Genomic DNA, 5,073 nt, shown 5'->3' with positions numbered 1-5,073 from the left:
ATGGTGTTTTCAATTCTATTCAATCGCGTTTGATTGTGCGCCCAAGCCCTTGCTGGAACAACGATTGTCATTCGGCTAATTGGCGAAGCCGGCAAAAAATTGCGAAAATAACGACATCTTTAAGTGACACCATGGCTTTACTCCCAATTCTTTGTTATCCCGACCCCAAATTGCACACCGTGGCCAAACCTGTGGCTGCGGTCGATGCGCGCATCAAAACCCTGATTGCCGACATGTTCGAGACCATGTACGAGGCCAAGGGCATTGGTTTGGCCGCCACCCAGGTCAATGTGCATGAGCGCCTGATTGTGATGGATATTTCCGAGGGCCGCGATGTGCCCCTGGTGCTGATCAATCCGAAAATTCTCTGGGCCAGTCCCGAGACGCATGTGAACGAGGAGGGCTGTCTGTCCGTGCCTGGCATTTACGATGGCGTCAAACGCCATGATGCTGTCAAGGTGGAAGCGCTCGATGGCGATGGCAGGACGCTGCTGATTGAGGCTGACGGCCTGCTGGCGGTGTGTATCCAGCACGAAATGGACCACCTCATGGGCAAGGTGTTCGTCGAGTATCTGTCGCCCCTCAAGCGCAACCGCATCAAAACCAAGATGCTCAAAGCCCAGCGTGAGGACCGTTCTTGAAACTGGTGTTTGCGGGGACGCCCGAATTTGCCGCCGTGGCGTTGGCGCATTTGCATGCCGCCGGCCATGACATTGTGCTGGTGTTGAGCCAGCCTGACCGCCCGGCCGGGCGCGGCATGAAACTGCAGCTTTCGCCGGTCAAACAATTTGCGCTGGCGCATGGCATCACGGTGGCGCAGCCGCGCAGCTTGCGTCTGGATGGCAAGTACCCGGATGATGCCGAGGCCGCCCGCAAGGCGCTTGCGGCGGCGCAGGCTGATGCCATGGTGGTGGCCGCTTATGGCTTGATCCTGCCGCAGTGGGTGCTCGACCTGCCGCGCCTGGGTTGTTTCAATATTCATGCTTCCCTGCTGCCGCGCTGGCGCGGTGCGGCACCGATTCACCGCGCCATTGAAGCCGGTGATGCGGTCACGGGTGTCAACATCATGCAAATGGATGCGGGCCTGGACACGGGTGACATGTTGCTGAGCCAGGCATTGCCAATCTTGCCGTCCGATACCACGGGCAGTTTGCATGACCGGCTGGCCGGGCTGGGTGGCCAACTAATGGTGCAAGCCCTGGGGCAGGCCGAGCTTGGCCAATTGCACCCCGTGCCGCAGCCGCTTGAGGGCATCACCTACGCCAGCAAAGTTGACAAGGCCGAGGCTGCCATTAACTGGTCGCAGACGGCGCAAACCATCAGCCAGCGGGTGCGTGCCTTCAACCCGTTTCCGGGCGCCAGCACCGTGCTCGCCGGTGAGACGCTCAAAATCTGGGCGGTGGAGGTGGGCGATGCGGTCCCCATGGCCGGTCGGGTTTTTGGGCAAATTGTGGCATTGGCGCCCTCTGGCATTGTGGTCGCAGCGCTTGATTCAACGCTCATCATCACCGAGCTGCAGCGCCCCGGTGGCAAACGCCTGGCCAGTGCCGAGTTCCTGCGCGGCTGTCCCATGCAAGCAGGACAGGTGCTGGGTTAATGCGCCGCCTGCATGCCCGTGCCCGCAGTTGGTGGCAACACCCGGCGTTCGGGCGCGGCCTGGGTGAGATGGCCTCGGTATCGCCGGGCCTGGCGGCCTGGGGCCTGATGACGGGTGTGGCCATGGTCAAGTCGGGCATGAGTACGTTCGAAGCCGTGGCCATGAGTTTGCTGGTGTTTGCCGGCAGCTCGCAACTGGCGGCCATGCCCTTGATTGCCGCGGGAGCGCCAGTCTGGGTGATTTTGGCCACCGGCTTTTGCGTGAATTTGCGTTTTGTGGTGTTCAGTGCCCACATGCGGCCCTACTTGATGCACCTGCCCCTGCGCTGGCGCCTGTTTCATGGCTATCTGACCGCAGACCTGAGCTACGTCATGTTTACCAGGCACTACTACCATCCCCCCGTCAACGACATCGAGCGCCGTGAACAACTGGCCTACCTGAGTGGTGGCAGCCTGTTCAACTGGGTCAGTTGGCAAAGTGCCAGCTTGCTGGGCATCGCGCTGGCCAATGTGATTCCGACGCATTGGGGTTTGGGCTTTGCCGGTATTCTGGCCTTGCTCGGCGTCGGGTGTTCCCTCGCATCGAGCCATTTGCGGCGTGTTTCAGCCGGCGTGGCAGGCCTGGCCGCCGTGGCGGCCTACGCGCTGCCGTTCAAACTCAACATTGTGGTGGCGATTGCCAGCGCCGTGGCACTGTGCCTGATCCTTGAGGCAAGCTGGCCCAAAACGCCGGGCACACCCAGGGTGCCGTCATGAACGACACTGATCTGTGGACACTCGGGGTGATCGTGGGGCTGGCGTGGGTCACCGTGCTCACCCGCTGTCTCTTTTTCATGAGCAATGAGCCCTGGCATTTGCCACATTGGGCACAACGTGGCCTGCAATACGCCCCCATTGCCGCGCTGGCGGCGGTGGTGGTCCCTGAAGTCGTCATGGCGCAAGGTCATCTCACCAGTACCTGGCAGGACGCCCGCATCTATGCTGCTTTGGTGGGGGGCGGTTATTTTTTCTGGCGCCAAGGCCAGGGCCAGGCGGTACTGGGCACCATTGTTTCGGGCATGGCGGTTTATTTGCCTCTGCATCTGGGGCTGGGGTGGTAGCGCTTTGGCGGCGACAACCGAAGGGTTTTTGTTGCTCCCATGTAACTGCTTTGTGTGAAAATCAGGAAACTAAATTACATCGGAGATCGATTCATGCCACGTCGCGCCACCAAAATTGTTGCCACCTTGGGCCCAGCCTCCAGCGATCCCGTTTTGCTTGAGCAAATGATTCGCGCCGGGGTCAACGTGGTGCGGCTGAACTTCAGCCATGGCACCGCGCAAGACCACATTGAGCGCGCGCGCCTGGTGCGTGAAGCCGCCAAACGCGCCGGCCGCGAAGTCGCCATCATGGCCGACTTGCAGGGCCCCAAAATCCGGGTCGGCAAGTTTGCCGAGGGCAAGGTGTTTTTGCAGCCCGGCCAGTCCTTTGTGCTGGACGCGGCCCGCACCGAGCTTGGCGACATCGACGCGGTTGGCCTGGATTACAAGGCCCTGCCGCGCGAAGTCAAGGCCGGTGATGTGCTGTTGCTCAACGATGGCCTGATTGTCATCATCGTGGACCGGGTCAAGGGCGAGGCCATCTACACCACGGTCAAGATGGGCGGCGAGTTGTCCAACAACAAGGGCATCAACAAACAGGGTGGCGGTTTGACGGCCCCGGCCCTGACCGCCAAGGACATGGAAGACATCCGCACCGCCATGAGTTTTCATGCTGATTACGTCGCCGTGAGCTTTCCCAAAAATGCCACCGACATGGAAATGGCGCGCCAATTGTGCAACGTGGCGGCCGACGACGGGCACCGTCCTGGCCTGATTGCCAAGATCGAGCGCGCCGAGGCGATTCCTCACCTTGAGGAAATTTTGCTGGCCAGTGATGGCATCATGGTGGCGCGCGGTGACCTGGCCGTCGAAGTGGGCAACGCCGTGGTGCCGGCACTGCAAAAACGCATGATCAAGCTGGCCCGCGAGCATGATCGTGTGGTGATTACCGCAACACAGATGATGGAGTCGATGATCACCAATCCGGTGCCGACGCGCGCCGAAGTCAGTGACGTCGCCAACGCGGTGCTGGACGGCACCGATGCCGTGATGCTGTCGGCCGAGACCGCCGCAGGCAAGTACCCGCTGGAAACCGTCATTGAAATGGCCAAAATCTGCCATGCGGCGGAGGGTGGCGAGGAGTTCAAGCTTGAAGCGGACTTTACCGGCAAGACCTTTACCCGCATTGACCAGACCATTGCCATGGGCGCGCTGTTTACGGCGCATCATTTGGGCGCCAAGGCGATCGTGGCCATGACCGACAGCGGCTCGACCGCGCTGTGGATGAGCCGCCACCTGATCCAGGTGCCGATTTACGCCTTGACCTCCAAAATTGCCACGCAACGCAAGATGACGCTTTACCGCAATGTGCGGCCACTTTTGATCGACACCAGCGCCGACCGCGACACCGCGCTGGCCGAGTCCGAGGCCGACCTCAAGGCCCGCGGCATTGTGCAGAAAGGCGATGTTTATGCCATCACCTGCGGTGAACCCATGGGCTCGCCCGGCGGCACCAACATGCTCAAGATTTGCCGGGTGGGGTAGGCCAGTCGGTGTCGGCTTCGCTGCCAGTTGAGTGGCTAGAATTGGAACGAGTTACTGCTCAGTTACCAATTTTCAAAGGACACCATCATGGCACTTGTTTCTATGCGCGAACTGCTTGACCACGCCGCGGCCAACGGTTACGGCATTCCGGCTTTTAACGTCAACAACCTGGAGCAGGTGCAAGCAGTGATGTCGGCGGCCGAAGAAGTGGGCGCGCCCGTCATTCTGCAAGCCAGTGCCGGCGCCCGCAAGTATGCGGGCGAGCCCTTCATCAAGCACCTGATTCTGGCGGCCATTGAGTCTTACCCGCACATTCCGCTGGTGATGCACCAGGACCATGGCCAGAGTCCGGCCGTGTGCCAGGGCGCCATTGACCTGGGCTTCAGCTCGGTGATGATGGACGGCAGCCTGCAAGGCGATGGCAAGACCATTGCCAGCTATGACTACAACGTCGAAGTGACCCGCAAGGTGGTGGAGATGGCGCATGCCGTGGGTGTCACGGTCGAGGGCGAGTTGGGCTGCCTGGGTTCTTTGGAAACCATGAAGGGCGACAAGGAAGACGGCCATGGCACCGAAGCCACCATGACCCGTGAGCAAATGCTGACCGACCCCGAACAAGCGGCCGACTTTGTCAAACGCACCCAACTCGATGCGCTGGCCATCGCCATTGGCACCAGTCACGGTGCCTACAAGTTCACGCGCAAGCCCACCGGCGACATCCTGGCAATCGACCGCGTGATGGAAATCAACAAACGTTTGCCCAACACGCATCTGGTGATGCACGGCTCCAGCAGCGTGCCGCAGGAGTCGCTGGCGCTCATCAACCAGTACGGCGGCAAGATGAAGGAGACCT

The 5,073-nt window shown here is 60.7% G+C and carries 6 protein-coding genes; all 6 read left to right on the top strand.

The annotated features are described in order from the left end of the window. Positions 1-131: 131 nt before the first annotated feature. Positions 132-641: a peptide deformylase gene (gene def / locus NDI87_RS16420; RefSeq protein WP_296276623.1), complete on the top strand. Its 510-nt coding sequence runs from the start codon at positions 132-134 to the stop codon at positions 639-641. Continuing rightward, complete coding sequence (gene fmt, locus NDI87_RS16415) at positions 638-1,597, top strand: methionyl-tRNA formyltransferase (RefSeq protein WP_296276621.1); 960 nt, start codon at positions 638-640, stop codon at positions 1,595-1,597. The genes def and fmt overlap by 4 nt, the downstream gene beginning before the upstream one ends. Continuing rightward, positions 1,597-2,352: an AzlC family ABC transporter permease gene (locus NDI87_RS16410; RefSeq protein WP_296276619.1), complete on the top strand. Its 756-nt coding sequence runs from the start codon at positions 1,597-1,599 to the stop codon at positions 2,350-2,352. The genes fmt and NDI87_RS16410 overlap by 1 nt, the downstream gene beginning before the upstream one ends. Then, positions 2,349-2,696 carry an AzlD domain-containing protein gene (locus NDI87_RS16405; protein ID WP_296276617.1) on the top strand — a complete coding sequence of 116 codons (348 nt, stop codon included), beginning with the start codon at positions 2,349-2,351 and terminating at the stop codon, positions 2,694-2,696. Before NDI87_RS16410 ends, NDI87_RS16405 begins: the two co-directional genes overlap by 4 nt. 93 nt (positions 2,697-2,789) lie before the next feature. Next, positions 2,790-4,220 carry a pyruvate kinase gene (gene pyk / locus NDI87_RS16400; RefSeq protein ID WP_296276616.1) on the top strand — a complete coding sequence of 477 codons (1,431 nt, stop codon included), beginning with the start codon at positions 2,790-2,792 and terminating at the stop codon, positions 4,218-4,220. A gap of 87 nt (positions 4,221-4,307) precedes the next feature. Next, positions 4,308-5,073: ketose-bisphosphate aldolase (locus tag NDI87_RS16395; protein ID WP_296276613.1), on the top strand; the 766-nt coding region annotated here is incomplete at its 3' end.

The organism is Rhodoferax sp. (assembly GCF_023701345.1).
Taxonomy (GTDB): Bacteria; Pseudomonadota; Gammaproteobacteria; order Burkholderiales; family Burkholderiaceae_C; genus Rhodoferax.
Note: the sequence above shows the minus strand (reverse complement) of the source record. Positions and strands in the feature narration are given on the sequence as shown.

Coding starts and splice junctions, on each gene's coding strand:
- def (WP_296276623.1), top strand. CDS start 132: ATGGCTTTACTCCCAATTCTTTGTTATCCCGACCCCAAATTGCACACC.
- pyk (WP_296276616.1), top strand. CDS start 2,790: ATGCCACGTCGCGCCACCAAAATTGTTGCCACCTTGGGCCCAGCCTCC.
- NDI87_RS16410 (WP_296276619.1), top strand. CDS start 1,597: ATGCGCCGCCTGCATGCCCGTGCCCGCAGTTGGTGGCAACACCCGGCG.
- NDI87_RS16405 (WP_296276617.1), top strand. CDS start 2,349: ATGAACGACACTGATCTGTGGACACTCGGGGTGATCGTGGGGCTGGCG.